Annotated in this window: 12 protein-coding genes and 1 tRNA gene; 7 read left to right on the top strand and 6 right to left on the bottom strand. The window is 58.3% G+C overall.

All coding sequences use genetic code 11. The features are described 5' to 3' along the window. Positions 1–158: 158 nt before the first annotated feature. A complete protein-coding gene (locus AC0ZT5_RS32470) occupies positions 159–1,160 on the bottom strand; it encodes a hypothetical protein (protein ID WP_488499745.1) in 1,002 nt (333 codons plus the stop codon). Between the two features lie 172 nt (positions 1,161–1,332). Here AC0ZT5_RS32470 and AC0ZT5_RS32465 point away from each other — a divergent pair, with 172 nt between their 5' ends. The 4 genes from AC0ZT5_RS32465 to AC0ZT5_RS32450 all read left to right on the top strand — a co-directional run bounded on the left by AC0ZT5_RS32465 (position 1,333) and on the right by AC0ZT5_RS32450 (position 8,641). Beyond that, positions 1,333–1,824 carry a hypothetical protein gene (locus AC0ZT5_RS32465; protein ID WP_488499744.1) on the top strand — a complete coding sequence of 164 codons (492 nt, stop codon included), beginning with the start codon at positions 1,333–1,335 and terminating at the stop codon, positions 1,822–1,824. A 332-nt stretch (positions 1,825–2,156) separates the two neighbouring features. Then, complete coding sequence (locus tag AC0ZT5_RS32460; RefSeq protein WP_488499743.1) at positions 2,157–2,480, top strand: hypothetical protein; 324 nt, start codon at positions 2,157–2,159, stop codon at positions 2,478–2,480. Positions 2,481–3,656: 1,176 nt separating this feature from the next. After that, positions 3,657–5,099 carry an exonuclease domain-containing protein gene (locus AC0ZT5_RS32455; RefSeq protein WP_488499742.1) on the top strand — a complete coding sequence of 481 codons (1,443 nt, stop codon included), beginning with the start codon at positions 3,657–3,659 and terminating at the stop codon, positions 5,097–5,099. 206 nt (positions 5,100–5,305) lie between these two features. Continuing rightward, positions 5,306–8,641 carry an AAA family ATPase gene (locus tag AC0ZT5_RS32450; protein ID WP_488499741.1) on the top strand — a complete coding sequence of 1,112 codons (3,336 nt, stop codon included), beginning with the start codon at positions 5,306–5,308 and terminating at the stop codon, positions 8,639–8,641. Between the two features lie 267 nt (positions 8,642–8,908). Here the strand turns inward: AC0ZT5_RS32450 and AC0ZT5_RS32445 are convergent, their stop codons facing one another. The 3 genes from AC0ZT5_RS32445 to AC0ZT5_RS32435 all read right to left on the bottom strand — a co-directional run bounded on the left by AC0ZT5_RS32445 (position 8,909) and on the right by AC0ZT5_RS32435 (position 10,944). Then, on the bottom strand, positions 8,909–9,232 hold the full coding sequence (locus AC0ZT5_RS32445; RefSeq protein WP_488499740.1) for a hypothetical protein: 324 nt from the start codon (positions 9,230–9,232) through the stop codon (positions 8,909–8,911). 184 nt (positions 9,233–9,416) lie between these two features. Then, positions 9,417–9,827, bottom strand: a complete 411-nt coding sequence (locus AC0ZT5_RS32440; RefSeq protein ID WP_488499739.1) for an XRE family transcriptional regulator — start codon at positions 9,825–9,827, stop codon at positions 9,417–9,419. Between the two features lie 331 nt (positions 9,828–10,158). Further along, positions 10,159–10,944 (bottom strand): hypothetical protein, encoded by a 786-nt coding sequence (locus tag AC0ZT5_RS32435; RefSeq protein ID WP_488499738.1) that lies wholly within the window; start codon positions 10,942–10,944, stop codon positions 10,159–10,161. A gap of 131 nt (positions 10,945–11,075) precedes the next feature. On the opposite strand from AC0ZT5_RS32435, the gene AC0ZT5_RS32430 reads away from it, so the two are divergent. Both AC0ZT5_RS32430 and AC0ZT5_RS32425 read left to right on the top strand, forming a co-directional pair. Then, on the top strand, positions 11,076–11,984 hold the full coding sequence (locus AC0ZT5_RS32430; RefSeq protein ID WP_488499737.1) for a hypothetical protein: 909 nt from the start codon (positions 11,076–11,078) through the stop codon (positions 11,982–11,984). A gap of 252 nt (positions 11,985–12,236) precedes the next feature. Then, positions 12,237–12,332: transfer RNA gene (locus AC0ZT5_RS32425), tRNA-Gly, on the top strand. Here AC0ZT5_RS32425 and AC0ZT5_RS32420 read toward each other — a convergent pair. Continuing rightward, the gene (locus AC0ZT5_RS32420) at positions 12,321–12,572 is read right to left on the bottom strand and encodes a hypothetical protein (protein WP_477289846.1); all 252 of its coding nucleotides are present in this window, start codon (positions 12,570–12,572) and stop codon (positions 12,321–12,323) included. The genes AC0ZT5_RS32425 and AC0ZT5_RS32420 overlap by 12 nt on opposite strands. Before the next feature lie 109 nt (positions 12,573–12,681). Then, complete coding sequence (locus AC0ZT5_RS32415; RefSeq protein WP_477225371.1) at positions 12,682–13,671, bottom strand: LysR family transcriptional regulator; 990 nt, start codon at positions 13,669–13,671, stop codon at positions 12,682–12,684. Between the two features lie 311 nt (positions 13,672–13,982). On the opposite strand from AC0ZT5_RS32415, the gene chvE reads away from it, so the two are divergent. After that, positions 13,983–15,053, top strand: coding sequence for a multiple monosaccharide ABC transporter substrate-binding protein (chvE, locus tag AC0ZT5_RS32410; protein WP_184877702.1), 1,071 nt, complete (start codon positions 13,983–13,985; stop codon positions 15,051–15,053). Positions 15,054–15,062: the final 9 nt, after the last annotated feature.

Raw genomic sequence — 15,062 nt, 5'->3', positions numbered from 1 at the left:
GGATGGCCGCGGGGATGGGATATGTAAGCGCTTCCTAGGTGTCCTGTTACTTACTAAAAGTAGTAACTAACATAGGAAACGCTTACACACGGAACAAGCGTAGGAAGCGCTTACAGGGAGGCTCCCGGCCACGGACTCTTCTCCGGCTAGGAGGAGCCCTAGACGCTAACCGAAGTCCGCCCTGCTTTGAGTTTCTGTCGGGCGCGAAATGCGGCGACGTTCCTCCGGTTGCGCTCCCTGTCTGCGTTAAGCACCGGAGACGAGGAGCCCGTCTTCGATACCACGGCGTCAACCGCCACTGCGGCCGTTACCCCGCATTTTTGAAAGAGGGGACATGAGGCACAAGGCTCAGAGCCCCGGTCGATACTCTCCTGGACGCCGAAGCAGCTCAGCAAGAAGTCTTCGTCGTCGAGTAGCTCTTTAGGCGCAGGAGTCCAGCGGCCCCCCAAGTAGTCGCTCCTGACGTTGTCACGGACCTCAGTCCGGCAGTCGATAGGCACCAACTCCAATGCGTCGCGCACACGTAGATGCCGCCTCGCCACGACCATCTCGCCAACCCAGTCGACCCTAGATTTTGAGCTCACCTTAAGCTCCGCTGCCATGACCTCGCGAAAATGGTGCTGCGCGGCCAGACCATGATCGTGTTCTAGCCGATACTGAGGCAGCTCATTTAGCCTATGCATGTAGGTAGGTAGGTGATTTTCAACAAAAGGCTGAAAGGTCGCCCACCATGCCTCGTTGTTGTTCTCGGATGCATGAACTTGGTTGGGCAGCATCGACCATCGTCGCTTCCGCCCGGCAGCGAAGTCAAAGGCAAAGGCGAGTTGTAGATCGTAAGGGATCGGAAGCTCGTCAGCACGCTGCCGCGCCCCCCAGAGCTGTGTGAACCAGCGGGCACGCTGTTTGGGAATCCCAGACTTAATGCCCCTTACGGTCTGCGCGAGGTCCCTGTCCATGTGCTGTCGAACGTATCCGCGCAAAGCCGCCACATACATATCGCCAAACAACATGGTGGCCTCGAGCGGTGACAGGAAGCGGTAGTTGAACCATTTCGTTGTCATCAGATTCGCCTCCTGGCGCAGATACTCAGGATGGATCAGAGTCCGGCTGACGATGAGATCGTTAAGGCGCTTTTCCGCCTTTTCCTTACTTTCAGACATAGCTTCTCCTTCGGGCGGCAGCCCGTTGAACGTGGATGCGGTTGTGGCCAGGGCGGAGATTTCTCTGAGCTGGACGTGCCGATTGAACGGCGCGCGCAAGGCGTTATAGCAAAAAGCTCGCGGATTGTTCGTCGGCTCGATGAATTTCCGAATGCGATAGGATCTGGCAAGGATGCCGAAGCCGCAAAAGCGTGACAGAGACTACTTTGAGCGCAGACTGCGGGACGAGTTCCCGACGATCAATGCGGACCTCAAGGCTGGTAAGTTCAAAAGCGTCAACGAGGCTGCGAAGGCAGCCGGGCTCGTAAAGCCAGCGCGCCCGCTAAATGCCCTTAAGAACGCCTGGACAAAGGCGAGTCCGGCAGAACAGCGAGAGTTCATCTCCTGGGTCCGTGGCCGGACCGCTGCCCGAAAAGCCTCGCCGCCGACCGCCTCGAAGGCGGTGGTGGACGCGGATAGCTATGTCCTAGAATGGGCGAAGAAACGCATCGAGACCATCATGGGAAGGCGTGGTATCAACGAAACCGTGGTGATGCATGAGCTTGGCTTTAAGCCATTAGACGCGTCGCTCTGGAAAGCGATACGTCGTTCGCAGCCTTCGCGCATAAGGCCTGCTCTGGCGATAGCTCTCGAGGAGTGGATTCGCAGATATCGACATGTTTGAGCCGATCCGTAGAGGGCTCTACCGAAAACCCGTATTTCCGTAGAGGACTCTACTGAGGTCATGGTCGACGACAGGAGAGGACTCATTAGCGGCAGGCGTGCCCGGAGTGCGATCGGAACGCTCAACATAGTCGGCGTTGTCAGCTCGTTTTCGGCCGCTGAGCTTCGAGGTCGCCGCTTCCGGCGGATTGGCCGGAGGCTCTTGGTGAATGGCGTGCCTGGATCAGACCGGGCTCGTTGCCATTTCTTTTCTCGCGCCGCTTCCCATTCCCGTAGCGCCTGCGTATGTGGGCAGCGGCACGTTTGGTTGCCAACAGAAGGACTAAATAGCAAATGAGAATGAAACTCGCGGCGGCGGGCGCAGTGATGGTTGCGATGGTTTCGACAGCGGCTTTCGCTGACACCTTCGTCAATGGCTACTACAAGCAAAGCGGCACCTACGTTCAGCCGCACTACAGATCTAATCCGGACGGCTATTCGAGCAATAACTATTCGACGCAGGGCAATACAAACCCTTATACTGGCGCGCAAGGGACGAAGCCAAGCAGCTATGGCAACAGTTACGGCACGGGCAATTCCGGCAGCGGTTACGGCGGTAATGGACTACAACTTGCGCCCGGCCTCAACACGAATTGCGCCTATTCGCTCTCCTGTTAGAGCGTCGGCCGACGGACTGGCATAGACGCGGCGAGCGCCGGGTGGACTAGAGCTTTGAGCCTCCTGGTGCTCGCCAGCTTTTTCAATGTCGAAGCCTAGGCTGACCGCGCCGATAGAATTGCGTAGAGGACTCTATTTAGGTCCGAAGACAAGACCGGCGCCCGATCGCAGGGGATCAGACGGTGTGAACCGACGATGGGAGAGGCGCCTGGTCAAATTTCTAAACGTTGTAGACGATGACGCGGTGCTGAAATTTCCAGGCAGAATACTGCGTATGTTATTCTTGTTCTATGCCTTGATCAACGACGAGAAGATGCATGAGCGAGATGCGGTGACGGTAATAAAGTTCATTCTGAAAGCGCTCAATCAGCCTTGCGACTGTCTCCCTTTGCGCTGTGGTGAGGCCGCCTGAATACTTATTTCGCCTTGCAGACCAAGGCTTGAGACATCGAGATGTCTGAGCCGGTTCAGTTCGTGGCCCTGAGCACTCCTAAGCTATTCCACGCGCCATGACCGAAATGCCGTGAGCTGATAAGACGTGCTCTGGAGCAACAAAGAGCGGTCGACACTGTCCCGATCCACCGTAGTTTACATCAGGCGTCTTTTTATTTTCGAGCTCTGGTTTGTCAACTTGGTGTAAACTTAAGGGAAACCAGCTGTCATGTTGCGGATGATGACTTTACAGGATTGGGCCTGATTTGGTTTACATGCATGTCAACCAAGGCTCGGGGGGAGCGGACCGTGCCGAGTGTTGTTGACCTCTGGTTGACGGTGACATCGTGAGGTGCATTCGCGACTTCGCTATCGCGTGGTCCATAGGGCCGGACGCTAGTCGAGAGCTTCCCATTAGGTGAGGCGCTTCCGTTTTTCTAATCTTGGTGGCGCCAAAAGGCATCCGGATAGATGGACCGCGGTAGTCCTAGGACTTCGTGTCTGGGGCGTTTTGCCCGTGCAGGGATGTCGGTTGGTTCCTGGCGTTTCGGCTTGGCTCATGCTCGAGACAGGAACCCTTCAGGAATTGGGATGCACCGTTGGCTTGGAGCGTTCAGAACGCGAACAGTCGTCAGGTGGGCAAACTCGGACAACAAAGCGACACACAGGTCCCCTCACCTCGGTGCATTCGACCTTGCCCCACGTGCGGAACTTCTTGCATGATCTGTCAGGAACGGGCGGCTGATGGCTTTTATCTTCTACGACACTGAAACGACCGGCGCTGACCGTTGCTTCGATCAGATTCTGCAGTTCGCAGCTGCTCTGACCGATGATGATCTCAATGTGATCGACAGTTTCGAGATACGTTGTCGGCTGCTCCCACACATAGTTCCGTCGCCGGGCGCCATGGTCGTCACTGGGGTTGGGGTCGATCAGTTGTTCGATTTGCGGATCCCCTCTCATTACGAGATGTGCAGACGAATTCACGAGGTCTTGACGGCTTGGTCTCCTGCGACCGTGGTCGGCTACAATTCGATCAGCTTCGACGAGGAACTGCTTCGGCGGGCCCTCTATTCGAGCCTCTTGCCGATCTATCTGACCAACACCGGCGGCAATTCGCGATTGGACATCCTGCCGCTTGCAGTGGCTGCGCACACGTTCGCGCCCAATGGCTTCAATTGGCCTGCCAATGAAAAGGGACGGACAAGCTTCAAGCTCGATCGCCTGGCGCCGGCCAATGGCTTTGAGCACAGCAACGCCCATGATGCCTTGGCCGACGTTCATGCCACTATCCACATCGCCCGCCTGATCAAGGACCGTGCGCCTGTGGTTTGGCAATCCGCCATGGCATACCGCTCGAAAGCCTCCGCGACCAAGTTTGTCGAACAGAATCCTGTGTTCATGGCGACACGCCTGCGATTTGGTCTCTGCTCGTCAAGCCTGGTGACAGCCATCGGGATCAATCCGGACAACTCGGGCGAGCTCTTCACGCTCGATCTCAGGCAAGATCCAACGCTCCTCTCAACGATGACTGGCGAGGACCTAGCGGCACATATCGCTACGAAACCGAGGCCAATCTCCTCGCTGAAGCTCAACGCGTGTCCGTTGTTCATGCCCATCGAGGTCGCCGGCGCACACGCTTCTGGATTCGAAATTGGGCTCGGGGAGATCGCGCGTCGAGCCGAACTGGTGCGCAACGACGAAGGTCTGCGACAGCGGCTAATATCGGCCGTCATGTCGGGCCGCACGCCATTCTCAGAAAGCCCTCATGTCGAGGAGCAGATCTACGGCGGCTTCTACTCCCGGTCAGACCAATCGCTGATTGACGAGTTCCGCGAGGCTGGTTGGCCGCGTCGGTTTGAACTCTCCGGGCAATTTGAGGACCGACGCCTAAGAGGGCTGTCGAGGCGACTGATCTACTTTGACGCGCCCCTTGTCATGCCCGCCGAGTTGCGTGCCGACTATGCTCGCGCCATTGCGGCCAGAATTCATTCGCGGACAGAGGCGACCGGCCGCTGGAGCACACTCGACGAGGCGATCGAGGAGGGACAGAAAATGCTGACGGATGTATCCCCAGACCGCGAGGCGATCCTGCGGGACCACCTCGACAGGCTGGTCGCTTGGCGAGAGGAAGCCAGTCTGATTTTGGGCGGCCCGGACGCTGAGGTCAAAACCCAATCACTATGAACGACTGAGTTCGGACTCTTCTCTGCCTTCGTTTCGAGAAGTTGAATGGAAGTCGTGACCCGATGCGGACGCGTGATCACTAGGGGCGTATCGTCCGCTTTGCCGCCAGAAGCTGTCACCGCTGCGGTAACCTGACTACAGCATTTCCCTGGCATCTGGGTTAATATTGCGGCTGAGGGACCCGAATTCAGCCTTGGGAGGGCTGTGTGGACGTTGCCGCTTGGTTGCGAGGCCTCGGTCTCCAGCAATACGAGCAGGCATTTCGCGACAACGCTATCGACGCGGAAGTCCTGCCGGAGCTGACCGATGCCGACCTCGAGAAGCTCGGTATGCTCCTCGGTCATCGCAAGCGATTCCGCAAGGCGGTAGTGGGGCTGGGGCCGTCATCAAGCCATCTCGACGCGAACACCGATGACGTCGCGGTTCAGAGCCGCATCCCGGAGCTAACCGCGGAGCGTCGACAGCTGACCGTCATGTTCGCGGATCTCGTCGGCTCGACGGCGCTCGCGACGCGTCTAGATCCCGAGGACTTACGTGAGACCATCGGAGTGTATCACCGCTGTGTCGCCGATACGGTCGCCCACTTCGGCGGCTTTGTTGCCAAGTATATGGGCGACGGAGTTTTGGTGTATTTCGGCTACCCGCAGGCGCACGAGAACGCCGCCGAGCAGGCGGTGCGCGCTGGCCTTGCTCTTGTCAATGCCGTTAGGCTACTCCCAGACCCCGAGCCATTGCGGGTTCGTGTCGGCATCGGCACCGGACAAGTCGTGGTTGGCGATCTGATCACCGCCGGCGAAGGGCAAGAGCGCGGCGTCGTCGGTGAGACGCCGAACCTCGCCGCGCGCCTGCAAGCTCTTGCCGAACCCGACGCGGTCGTGATCGGGCCGCAGACGCGGCAGCTGGTCGGCGATCTTTTCGAGTATCGCGATCTTGGCGCCGTCGAGGTGAAAGGCTTTCCGGAGCCGATCCATCCCTATCAAGTGTTTCGTGAGAGTGCTGTCGAAAGCCGGTTCGAGGCGCTGCATGGGACGACGCCCACGCCGCTGGTCGGGCGTGAGGAGGAGGTCGACCTTCTGCAGCGCCACTGGCATCGTGCGACAAGTGGTGAAGGTCGTGTGGTGCTGCTCTCAGGCGAGCCCGGCATCGGAAAGTCGCGCCTCACCGTCACCTTGCAGGAGCGGATCCAGAATGAGCCGCACACCCGCTTGCGCTATTTCTGTTCGCCGCACCATCAAGACAGCGCGCTCCACCCAACCATTGCCCAGCTAGAACGTGCCGCAGGGTTGGAGCGCGACGACCCGCCTGAGAGGAAGCTGGATAAGCTTGCGGCCCTGCTTGCCCCAGCCTCGCTGGAGGACGTGGCGCTGCTGGCCGAGCTGCTGTCGTTGCCGACCGAAGGTCGTTTCCCGCCTCACCAACTGACGCCCCAACGAAAGAAAGAGAAGACCTTCGATGCGTTGCTCCGGCAGCTCGAAGACCTGGCGCGACAACGTCCGGTGCTGATGCTCTTCGAGGATGTGCACTGGACCGACCCCAGCTCGCGCGAGCTACTCGACCTTGTAGTCGAGCGGGTGCAGCGCCTGCCAGTGCTGCTTCTCCTCACGTTCCGCCCCGAGTTTCAACCGCCCTGGACCGGACAGGCGCACGTCACGGTTCTTGTCCTCAATCGGCTCGACCGTCGTGAAGGCGCCGCGCTGGTCCAGCGGGTCGTCGGCACCGGAGTGCTGCCGAGCGACGTCGTCGCGGAGATCATCGAGCGCACTGACGGGGTGCCACTGTTCGTCGAGGAGCTGACCAAGGCGGTGTTGGAGGGCGGCAACGCCAGGACAGTGCTCTCAAGAGCTGCTGCGACGGCGTTGAACGTCCCCGCCACGCTGCATGCCTCGTTGATGGCGCGGCTCGATCGCCTCGGCTCAACCGTTAAGGAGGTCGCACAGGTCGGCGCGGTTCTCGGTCGCGAGTTCTCCTACGAATTGCTGGCAGCGGTCGCACAGCGAAATACCGCTGATCTAAATGGCGCACTGGATCGACTCGTCGGCGCCGGTCTGGTGTTCTGCCGCGGGACGCGGCCATTGGCCACTTACCTCTTCAAGCATGCGCTCGTTCAGGACGCAGCGTATGGCACGTTGCTGCGCGCTAAGCGCCAGGAGCTACATAAGCGTGTCGCAGATGTGTTGGAGGAAAAGTGGACCGAAATCACTGAAGCGCAACCCGAGCTCCTCGCGCACCACTTTCAGGAGGCTGGGGATTGGGCGGGCGCGCTCGATCACTGGCAAAAGGCGGGAACGGCCGCCTTGGCCAGAGCTGCCACTCGGGAAGCCGTGTCGCACTTTGCCAGTGCCATTGACTGCAGCAGAAGACTTGGCGATGTGTCCGGCGGCGCCGAACGGATGACACGGCTCCACCTTGCGATGGCCAATGCCTTGATGCAGGCTGAAGGATACCGTTCTGAGCGCCTTGGGAAGACGCTTGAGGATGCACGTCTTGCCGCCGCGAACACCGCATCGGTCGAATTGCAATGTGACGTTGCGCTTTCACTCGCTCCATTTTTTTATGCCACCGGGCGCAATCACGATTACCTGACCCTGGCCGAAGAGCAGCTCGCAAACGGCGCCGATCTCCTTCCAACGGCCTATCTGAGTGGCCTTTGGGCAACAAAGGGGATCGCTCATTCCAACCGGGGAGAAGAGCCGCTGGCAGTGGAGGCCTTGCGCAAGGCCCTAGATCTGATTGATCGGATTGACCCAAGTCGTCGCATTTCGTTCGCCGGTGCAGATCAACGTGTATCTGCCCAGGCATATTTTAGCGAATCGCTGATCATATTGGGTTTCTTTGATGCTGCAGTTGAAGAGAAAGAGCGCCTGATGCAAAATTTTGACCAGCTCGATAAGCCCTTCGACCTCGCGTGGCATCTTCTCGTGCAGTGCCAATTGTGCGCGCTACTCGGCCAATACGAGGAATTACTCGATAACGCTACTAAGATCGTCGAGATTTGCGAACGGCATGGCTACACGGCGCGTCGAAGCAGTGGCCTCAGGTGGCGTGGCCATGCCCGCTCGCATCTAGGTGACATGGATGCCGGCATCGATGACGTCCGGGAGAGTGTGGTTCTTTGGCGTGGGCAGGGCGTCGTATTTCATACCCCTGAGAAAGCATGCGAACTTTGTGATCTTCTCCTGCGGGCCGGTCGCATCGAAGACGCATCGCAAATGCTTGATGATGTCGATACCCTCGTTTTCGATACGGACGAGGCGAGCTACCTAGCAGAAGGTATTCGGCTTCGTGGCCAAATCGCCGTGGGCAGAGATGACCTGACGGGTGCCACGCACCTATTCGAAACAGCAATTGCCACCGCCCGTCGGCAGCAAGCGAGACTCTTCGAGCTTCGCGCCTCAACGCAACTAGCACCGGTTCTGGCACGTCAAGGTCGTGTCCATGAGGCCGCGACGCGTCTGCAAGCGGTGGTCCACACATTTAACACTAGGTATCCAATCGTCGACCTCATCGCGGCACAAAGGGCGCTGGACGCCCTGAGCCGTTGAGGTCGCACCTATCTGCGTCGGTTCCGGACAACGCCGTTTGCGTCGATTTGATGCAAGCTTGGCTCATTGCGCACCCAAGACGCGCGTTCGTCCGTGTGGACTGGAAGGTAACGGAATGGTTGAGATGAGACGTTCACGCTTGTCCGCGCGTAGGTCCGAACATGGCGCATCTGCGACGTGTGCGGCAGGAAGCTCGATGTCCGAGGTCGCTCAAGAAACGGACAGCTTCACATCGCCATTTATGCGTGCCCAAATTTAATCGATTCGTCAGTCATCTGGCCCTCGCATTCGGCGTCGCTTCTCATTTAGCCGCTTCGCCGGCGGCCACGCCGTGATGATGTGCTTGCCGTCCGACAGAACATAGATCCGTTCACCGAGGCGATCGATCTTGACAGAGTAAATGGCCATCTTTTGCGAACGCTTCTCTATCACCTTGGCATACCCGGTCTTGATGTCGTGAACCATGTCCGAAAACTCGCCAGGCTGGAGGACAATGCTGTATCGCCGCCAGAGCTGCCGATGAAAATGCCAATGCTTTTTAGGGATGGAAGCGCCGAGCCACCGTGGATTGAAGTAAGGCTTCTTACTCATCGGCAGCTGCTCCATTTGTGGAACAGTTGTCGGAGCTGCTGAACTCGATCCAATGTCGGAGCCGGGTCGGTGTCGCCGCTCGCAAGTCTCATGAATTGAACCCAAGCGAGTTCATTTGGCGTAATAGCCATCTCCGCGGTGCGCCTCCGGAAGGAGACCACCGACACTTCCTTCCGTGCGCCCGTCATTTGCCGAAGATCCCGCGCAGCGCAGCCCTGGCCCTCGATGTCAGGTTTGGGTCGGAATAGTTGGAAGCCTTGCGGATTTCCTCCAGCCAAGCCGTCTCGTTTTCAGTCACGAGGGTCCCGAAGATCTTTCGGATCGCTAATTCTGTCGTATCGCCGCCGAGTTGCTCGACTGCCATCATGAAGAGTAAGGCCGGGTCGCATTCGAGTGCCTTGGCGAGCGCTGGGACGCGATCGAGCGGCAGCTTGCTAGTGCCAGCCTTGATGTTCGTGAGCATGTTATGTTGGGCAAAACCTGCTTCGCTCGAGATGAGCGACTGAGTTTTGCGTGGCTTCAGTTCAAGAATCCGCCTCTCAAGGAATCTGGCCAACCTCGTGTCGGCGTAAGGTTTTCCCGTTGCATGTTTCATGTTCGATAGCCTTTCATCGGTCCAGATCTTCGATGATCTGTTTGATGTCTTTATAGCTATCGATCGATGGATAACTCGGAGGGGATACGGCAAAGCGCTTTGAACATGACTTTGCCGAGTTTTGGTTTCCCGCAAGCCGGGCAGATTAGCAAGCAACAGTCGACTTGCAGGTGGTGGCCCGCCCTTGGGCGCAAAGCATCTTATGGAATCGTCGCGAATGTCACCAAGTCGGCTGTTGCTGGGTTTGTTCTGTCGGCCAGGCGCGATGCTTGGAGATCAAAGAAACGGAACAGCGACTTGTTCGAAGAAACTTATCCCCCTTAGGCGCAGCTCAAGCGGACACGTATTCACCGACTTCGTTGCAGACCAGATCGATGTGCCGCTCGGCCCAGCGTGACCACGCGTTCCATTTCGGCGGCGCCAAGCTAGGTATAACCCAGATTCCCGTTGACCCCATTTGGGTTCGTGCAGTCTCATCTGGGCTCGTTGGGACTGCAGGCAATTTCAAGCTTAGCAGGCGGCCTAGCTCCTTTGAGGTGCCGGCCCCATGCACCACCAAAACCCGCGGGTTGATGATGTCGAAAATGGTTCGAAATATCTCTGTCCCTCGTTCCAGTCCGCCGTCGTGTTTCGTAAGCCGAAGATCGGAACTCATGGGAGTAGAATAGCAGGTTACATTTGTTTCGATGACGTCAACGATGCCGTGGGCGCGCAACTTCGCGACAAGCCGGTCTGTATTTATCCTGGTGGGCGAAGGCATGCCAACGATCCGGTCGTAGAGTTCACGACAGCTTTGGCCGCCTCGGTTGAAGAGCGCATCGAGGTAGGCGTCGTGGTCACCGACCAAGTGCGCAGAAAACCCATTCCGCTGATTGCGACCAACAGTGAAGACTTTCGCCTCGTAGGGAGTTGTGGATGTTGTCATCCAAGGACGAGGATATTGTCCGTTGATCGGGGTTGTTAGCCTCATCAAGGCAGCCTCGAGTTGCCCCTTTTGGTTCACGTGCTTCACCTGCAAAAACGCTTGCTCCAACGGCCACCATGCCATCAGCGGTATGCCAGCGACAATGCACTGGTGTGTTTCAGCTCGACTAGCACCGCAGTTCTTTGCGATCACTCAAATTCTCCGGCATAGTCGGCGGGCGGTCGCGCCGCGGAGCAACAGCCGTTCCACCTTGCCCGGACGCAAGCATTTCATCTAACGACAATACCTCACAGAAGGGGCGACAGAATTTTTGGAGATGTTGGATGGATCAAACGATGGAATTGCTCCTTAGAAAGGATCCTCATGCATTCCTAGATGTGGTCCGAAATGATGACCCCGAAGTTCGGGTGAGGACGCTCAAGACTTTTGATGATTTGATGACCTGTGAAATTCTGCGGCACGGGATCTTCAGAAGCGAAATGGAGTTGCCAAGCCTTAAAGCGCTCTACAATGAATATTTCCTGCCGGCTCCATTGGATCGACGAAAAGAGGTTTTCGAACACGTCAAAGGGATGGTGACTGCTCTGGGCGGCGACGTCGCTTGCGCGTTCAATCCATTCTTGCTCCTCGACGATGACGTTGGCATCGTTTCGACAGCTGCCATCGACTATTGTAGCTTCTCTCCGGTGATCGATGGAGATCCGATGAGTCGCCCTAAAGACGTGGCGACGATGATTAGGAGAGCCATCCCGCGCAATCCGGCGGCGGCGTTTGGGGGGCTGCTTGTGCTCGGCGATCCGAGGGTCTGCAACCTGATCCTACCACTACGAGAGCATCTTGACGTCAACCAAGTTCAGATAGTCTCTAACTGCCACTCGGGCTTAACCTACAAGTGCAATGTGGAATTCTATCTCGATTGGCTTGAGGAGTTTGTGGACCGCGTAGACCAGGAGGGTTTGGCCATGTTCGGTCACATCGCCGCCGGGCTCTATCGTTTGAGCAACTCCCGAGTGCCCAACATTCTTGACGGTCAACGTCCCTTTCCGTTCCGCAGTGATGACGCCTCTCAATTTTTCATAGATCGCCAAGAATTTGCGAGTTCGATTTCCGCGCGACTTTATGCTCTGGAGGAGCAGGAAAATGCGCCAAAGGTGATGCCTCACCTAATCCGACTTTTCGGAATGACACCGAAAACGGTCCCGAAAGACACCTTCAAAATCGATATGAACTAGTTCATGCGCCTATCTACGTGATCGCCTAAGTCGGCCCCGAGGCCAAGGGGTATACGGCAGTTCAACACGGGTAGAGGTCGCCGCTAACTGCGATGGCGCGACGACAAGCACCTAGCGGCAACGAGATGGCTGGCGGCCCGATTGAGACCCGCCGGGCGACTATGGATCCTCAGCCGGAGAACAGCGACGGTCCCAAAAGGGGCCGACCTGGTTTTACAGGGTCATTGATTTCATTGGGAATTTTCTGGTCAAGCGGATGCCCGTTTTACAGCTAAACAATTGAAGTTGCTGAAATAAGCCCAGCTTCCCAAGCTGAACGCGAGGGTTCGATTCCCTCTACCCGCTCCAGCCCATGGCGCCAGAAACAATTTCAGCGCCTGCCTGTTCGTCGAACAAAACAGAGCAGCCTCGTGCAAGCGCGACCGTTGCAAGCGCGTTTGCCACCACGTCATCCGATGAGACGAAATCGCCGGTCAGTACCCGCAATTCTTCCACGCCTTCAGCCATCGACACGAAATTCCCGACCGATCGTTCGTGCTTGCAGGCCTCGACCACGCAAAGCAGGTCGATCATTTCGAAGCTGCGCATGTTCAGCCTCCTGAAGAAACATCCCTTGCAGGGATATGAACGCATCGGCGGGAAATAATGTTCCCGCCTTGCTGTTCGCCAGCCCCGAACTCGACGCCTGGCCGAGCCGTCATCCCACCTCTCGCAGAATGAAGTCGTGCAGCATCTTGGCGGCCGGCGACAGCACACGGTTCTTCACCGTGATCAGGCTGTAGGGCCTGACCTCGATGTCGAATTCGGTCTGGACCACGTCGATGGCGCCGGCCAACCCGTCGGGATTCTGGATGAATTTCGCCACCTGGACCGATACCGGCGCAATCGCATCGGAATGTGCGACCATGACCAGGGTCAAGAGCAGCGAGCTGGTGTTGAGGATACGGTCGGGCAAAGCGATGTTGCGGTTGAGGAAATTGCTCTCCATCGCCTGGCGCAAAGGCGACCCGCCCGACTGGAAAACCCAGTCGTAGGCGGCGGTGTCCTCCAACCGCACCGCCTCGCCCTTGGTGAGCGGATGGCCCCGGCGCACGATCAGGCAGGCCTTCTCGACGCCGATGACGCGCGACTCGAACAGCCGTGGATTGAGATCGTCAGGGATGCGCGCGATGATGAAATCATGGCGCGTGGCGATCAATTCGCGTGCCAGCACGTTGGAGGTCTCGACCTGCATGGTGATCTCTATGCGCGGATAGATGCGGCGGATTTCGCGAATCGCCGGCACCGCCAGCTCGATCGCCGGTGCCGTCACAGCGCCGAGGAACACCGAGCCGCCTTTGCCCGCCTTGAGTTCGGAAATCTCGCGGTCGACCTCGCGCATTTCGAGCAGGATCGAGCGCGCGCGCCTGGATAATGCCTTGCCGAAAGGCGTCAAGGTGATGCCGCGCGGCAGCCTTTCGCACAGCTTGACCTCCAGCACGGCCTCCATCTCACTGATCATGCGCGAAGCCGCCGGCTGAGAAATGTTCATAACCTGGGCTGCCGCGCTCACCCGGCCATGGTCGTCGAGCGCTACGATCATGCGCATGTGGCGCAAGCTGAGACCACTGCGCAGCAAGGTTTCGCCGTCGCCCGGCATCTCTCTGTAACCGTTTGAAATCGCAGTCGGATTCCTTAGCGCCGCCATAGCCTCTCCTTGCTTCTGCTCGCAGGCTGCCAGCGGTCGCGCCAGCCGTCTCGCCTCGATAGCATATACCAATCATGATATAGCAATCATCAAAGATCGCATTTGACAGTTATGGCAAAGGGTCACAACCTTCGCGCGTTCCGAGACGTGACGGTCGCAGACGAGAAAAATCGTATCGATTGAAATCAGCGCCTCGGGGCCATGGGAGGATACCGGAGATCGATATGACGGCAGCAGTGCCTTGGCGCTTCTGCACGATTGCGCGGCCCGCGCCCCCCGGGGTGCCGCGTCCATCAACCAGGGAGAGTTAAGTGAAAATCATCAAGACGTTAGTCGCCGCCTTGGCGGTCAGCATCGCGGCCATGTCGGCCACCGCCTACGCAGCCGACAAAGGCCTCGTCGGCGTGCTGATGCCCACCAAGACCTCGCAGCGCTGGATCAATGACGGCGACGCCGTCAAGTCCCAGCTCGAGGCTCTGGGCTACACCGTCGACCTGCAATATGCGCAGGACGACATTCCGAACCAGCTCAGCCAGCTGGAAAATGAAATCACCAAGGGCCCGAAGGCGCTGATCATCGCCTCGATCGACGGCACCACCCTGTCGGACGCGCTGCAGAAGGCCGCTGACGCCGGCGTCGTCGTCGTCGCCTATGACCGCCTGATCAAAAAGACCGCCAATGTCGACTACTACACGACCTTCGACAATTTCGGCGTCGGCGTCATCCAGGCGAATTCGCTGGTCAAGGGTCTCAAGGAGCGTTTCCCGAACACCAAGCCGTGGAACGTCGAACTGTTCGGCGGCTCGCCCGACGACAACAACGCCTTCTTCTTCTACAATGGCGCGATTTCCGTCCTGCAGCCACTGATCGACGACGGCTCGATCAAGATCAAGTCCGGCCAGACCGGCATGGACAAGGTCGGGACGCTGCGCTGGCTGGCGGCAACCGCTCAGGCCCGCATGGACAATCTGCTCTCGGCCAACTACTCGGACGGCAGCCGCGTCGATGGCGTTCTGTCGCCCTATGACGGCCTGTCGCGTGGTATCACCGCATCGCTGCGCGCTGTCGGCTACGGCACGGACGCTCAGCCCTGGCCGATCGTGACCGGTCAGGACGCCGAGACCGCCTCGGTCAAGCTGATCATCTCGGGCGAACAGTACTCGACCGTGTTCAAGGACACCCGCGAACTGGCCAAGTCGACCGTTGAGCTCGTCGACAAGGTGCTCTCGGGCGGCAAGCCGGATGCCCTCGACACCAAGACCTACAACAACGACGTCAAGGTCGTTCCCTCGATCCTCTTGACGCCGCACGAAGTCGACAAGTCGAACTACCAGGCACTGGTGGTCGACTCCGGCTACATCAAGGCTGACGAGCTGAAGTAATCCGGTTGC

This window comes from Mesorhizobium sp. CNPSo 4670 (assembly GCF_057784235.1).
Note: the sequence above shows the minus strand (reverse complement) of the source record. Positions and strands in the feature narration are given on the sequence as shown.

Excerpts from the sequence above, each read along its gene's own strand:
- AC0ZT5_RS32440 (WP_488499739.1), bottom strand. The coding sequence starts at position 9,827 with ATGAAACATGCAACGGGAAAACCTTACGCCGACACGAGGTTGGCCAGA.
- AC0ZT5_RS32470 (WP_488499745.1), bottom strand. The coding sequence starts at position 1,160 with ATGTCTGAAAGTAAGGAAAAGGCGGAAAAGCGCCTTAACGATCTCATC.
- AC0ZT5_RS32445 (WP_488499740.1), bottom strand. The coding sequence starts at position 9,232 with ATGAGTAAGAAGCCTTACTTCAATCCACGGTGGCTCGGCGCTTCCATC.
- AC0ZT5_RS32430 (WP_488499737.1), top strand. The coding sequence starts at position 11,076 with ATGGATCAAACGATGGAATTGCTCCTTAGAAAGGATCCTCATGCATTC.
- AC0ZT5_RS32415 (WP_477225371.1), bottom strand. The coding sequence starts at position 13,671 with ATGGCGGCGCTAAGGAATCCGACTGCGATTTCAAACGGTTACAGAGAG.
- AC0ZT5_RS32465 (WP_488499744.1), top strand. The coding sequence starts at position 1,333 with ATGCCGAAGCCGCAAAAGCGTGACAGAGACTACTTTGAGCGCAGACTG.
- AC0ZT5_RS32455 (WP_488499742.1), top strand. The coding sequence starts at position 3,657 with ATGGCTTTTATCTTCTACGACACTGAAACGACCGGCGCTGACCGTTGC.
- AC0ZT5_RS32460 (WP_488499743.1), top strand. The coding sequence starts at position 2,157 with ATGAGAATGAAACTCGCGGCGGCGGGCGCAGTGATGGTTGCGATGGTT.
- AC0ZT5_RS32420 (WP_477289846.1), bottom strand. The coding sequence starts at position 12,572 with ATGCGCAGCTTCGAAATGATCGACCTGCTTTGCGTGGTCGAGGCCTGC.